The following is a 2,509-nucleotide window of genomic DNA, read 5'->3' as shown; positions in this document are numbered from 1 at the left end:
GATTTGTAATCAGCGGGTCGGGGGTTCGACTCCTCTCGCCGGCTCCAATAAAAACAAGGGGATGACCGCAAGGTCGTCCCCTTTTTGTTTGCGAAAGTCCCGCCGGGGTAACGCTGACAGGCCGTCGCGTCCTGCGCAACCCATCCCACATCAAAACACTGCGAGGTCCGCCACCGGTGCTGACAGGTGACATCAGGAATCAGGTCGACCGCATCTGGGACGCCTTCTGGTCCGGCGGGGTCTCGAACCCACTCTCGGTGATCGAGCAGATCACCTTCCTCCTCTTCATCAAGCGTCTGGACGATCTCCACACCCTGGAGGAGAACAAGTCGCGGGCGCTCGCCATCCCCATGGAACGGAGCATCTTTCCAAAGGGTCAGGACGCCAAGGGCTGCCTGTATGAGGACATGCGCTGGTCGCGCTTCAAGCACTTCGAGCCGCGCGAGATGATGGCCGTGGTCGACGAGCACGTCTTCCCCTTCTTGCGCGGGCTCGGTGTCGAGGGCTCCAGCTACGCCCGCCATATGCGCGACGCCCGACTCGGCTTCAGCAGTCCCGGCCTGCTCGCCAAGGTGGTGGAGATGCTGGATGCCGTCCCGATGGACGACCGGGACACCAAGGGCGACCTCTACGAGTACATGCTCGGCAAGATTGCCTCTGCCGGTCAGAACGGCCAGTTCCGCACCCCGCGCCATGCCATCGGGCTCATGGTCGAGATGATGCAGCCGCAGCCGCAGGACCGCATCTGCGACCCGGCGGCCGGCACCTGCGGCTTCCTGGTGGCCGCCGGGGAATACCTGCGCGAGCACCACCCCGAACTGCTGCGCGACCCCAAGTTGCGCCGCCACTTTCACCATGGGCTGTTCCACGGCTACGACTTCGACCCGACCATGCTGCGGATCGGGGCCATGAACATGATCCTGCACGGGGTCGAGGACCCGGATGTCACCTACCGCGACAGCCTGGCCCAGGAGCACACCGAGGACGCCGGGACCTACTCGCTGATCCTCGCCAATCCGCCCTTTGCCGGGTCGCTGGACTACGAGTCCACCGCCAAGGACCTGCAGCGGATCGTCAAGACCAAGAAGACCGAGCTGCTGTTCCTCGCGCTCTTCCTGCGGCTGCTCAAGATTGGCGGGCGGGCCGCGGTCATCGTGCCGGACGGCGTGCTGTTCGGCTCGTCCAAGGCCCACCAGGCGCTGCGGCGGATGCTGGTGGAGGAGCACAAGCTCGATGCGGTGATCAAGCTCCCCTCCGGCGTCTTCCGCCCCTATGCCGGTGTCTCCACCGCCATCCTGTGCTTCACCAAGACCGGGGTGGGCGGCACCGATCAGGTCTGGTTCTATGACGTGCAGGCCGACGGCTACTCGCTCGACGACAAGCGCAACCCGCTCCTGCCGGCCGAGAAACTCAGTGCCACCCCGCGCGAGGGCCTGACCGCAGACGAGCACGCCAAGAACAACCTGCCCGACGTGCTGCGGCGCTGGAAGGACCGCGACGGCGCCGAGCGCGAGCGCCCGCGCACGGCGCAGAGCTTCTGCGTACCCAAGACCGAGATCGCCGCCAGCGGGACCTATGACCTGTCGCTCAATCGCTATCGGGAGGTGGAGCATGTGCATGTGGAGCATGATGCACCGGCCGATATCATTCGGGAGCTGCGTGAAATCGAGTCCGAGATTTCGCTGGGGTTGACACGGCTCGAAGAGATGCTGCGATAATCCCGGCGGCAGGACGCCCGTCAGTAGGCAGTGACCCGCAACCTTTGGAGGCCCAGCAATGCCAAATCTACACATCGAACTCGACCTGCCCGCCCCGGTCGCTGCCGAGCTCGGTCTCACCAACATGAACGCGGCCGGCGAAGTTCGTCGCATGCTTGCCCTATTCCTTTACGAGCACGGTCGCATCTCGCTGGGCAAGGCGTGCGAGCTTGGGGGATTCAGTCACTGGGACTTTGCCGAGATGAATCGCGAGCTGATGATCCCGATGCATTACAGCACCCAGGACCTCGCCGACGATCTGGCGCGGCTCCGTAATGCCTAGCTGCGTGATCGCCGATTCGTCCTGCCTCATCGGCCTGGGCAGGATCGACCGATTGACCCTTGCGAGGCCATGGTCCTGGCCGTGGAGCGGAGCGCTGATTTCCTCATTCTGGATGACGCCCGGGCCAGAAGGGCCGCATTGGCACTGGCGCTGCCCGTCATCGGTACCGTCGCGATCCTGCACAAGGCCGCAGAAAAAGGCTTTCTCCGGGACCTCGACGAAACGCTGGTACGACTCAGACAGGCGGGATTTCGTTTTGCCGACTAACAACAGAATGCGGCACCTGGACCTGGTGCGCGCCGTCCACCAACGGTGTTCTCGTTCCCACGCTCCAGCGCTCAACCTTATACATAAGTGGTTCTGATCCAAGCACGAACTCCTCGCGGCGCCTAAGATGGCAGGATCACCAACCCACCGGAGGGGAGCATGAACAACTGGGCACGCGAAGAAGTGGCGACGGCAGACCTGG

At 63.9% G+C, this 2,509-nt stretch carries 3 protein-coding genes; all 3 read left to right on the top strand.

Annotated features, from left to right (window positions below; genetic code table 11):
- Nucleotides 1–176: 176 nt before the first annotated feature.
- Nucleotides 177–1,718, top strand: coding sequence for a class I SAM-dependent DNA methyltransferase (locus QZY44_RS31185; protein ID WP_295456814.1), 1,542 nt, complete (start codon nucleotides 177–179; stop codon nucleotides 1,716–1,718).
- A 58-nt stretch (nucleotides 1,719–1,776) separates the two neighbouring features.
- The gene (locus QZY44_RS31180; RefSeq protein WP_295456813.1) at nucleotides 1,777–2,040 is read left to right on the top strand and encodes a UPF0175 family protein; all 264 of its coding nucleotides are present in this window, start codon (nucleotides 1,777–1,779) and stop codon (nucleotides 2,038–2,040) included.
- Between the two features lie 69 nt (nucleotides 2,041–2,109).
- Complete coding sequence (locus QZY44_RS31175) at nucleotides 2,110–2,307, top strand: DUF3368 domain-containing protein (protein ID WP_295456811.1); 198 nt, start codon at nucleotides 2,110–2,112, stop codon at nucleotides 2,305–2,307.
- Nucleotides 2,308–2,509 lie beyond the last annotated feature (202 nt).

Origin of the sequence: uncultured Thiodictyon sp. (genome assembly GCA_903837595.1) — a bacterium.
Lineage (GTDB): Bacteria > Pseudomonadota > Gammaproteobacteria > Chromatiales > Chromatiaceae > Thiodictyon.
This window is presented reverse-complemented; position numbering and strand designations above follow the sequence as displayed.

Bases quoted from the DNA above. Each gene is read 5' to 3' on its own strand.
- QZY44_RS31180 (WP_295456813.1), top strand. From the start codon at position 1,777: ATGCCAAATCTACACATCGAACTCGACCTGCCCGCCCCGGTCGCTGCC.
- QZY44_RS31175 (WP_295456811.1), top strand. From the start codon at position 2,110: ATGGTCCTGGCCGTGGAGCGGAGCGCTGATTTCCTCATTCTGGATGAC.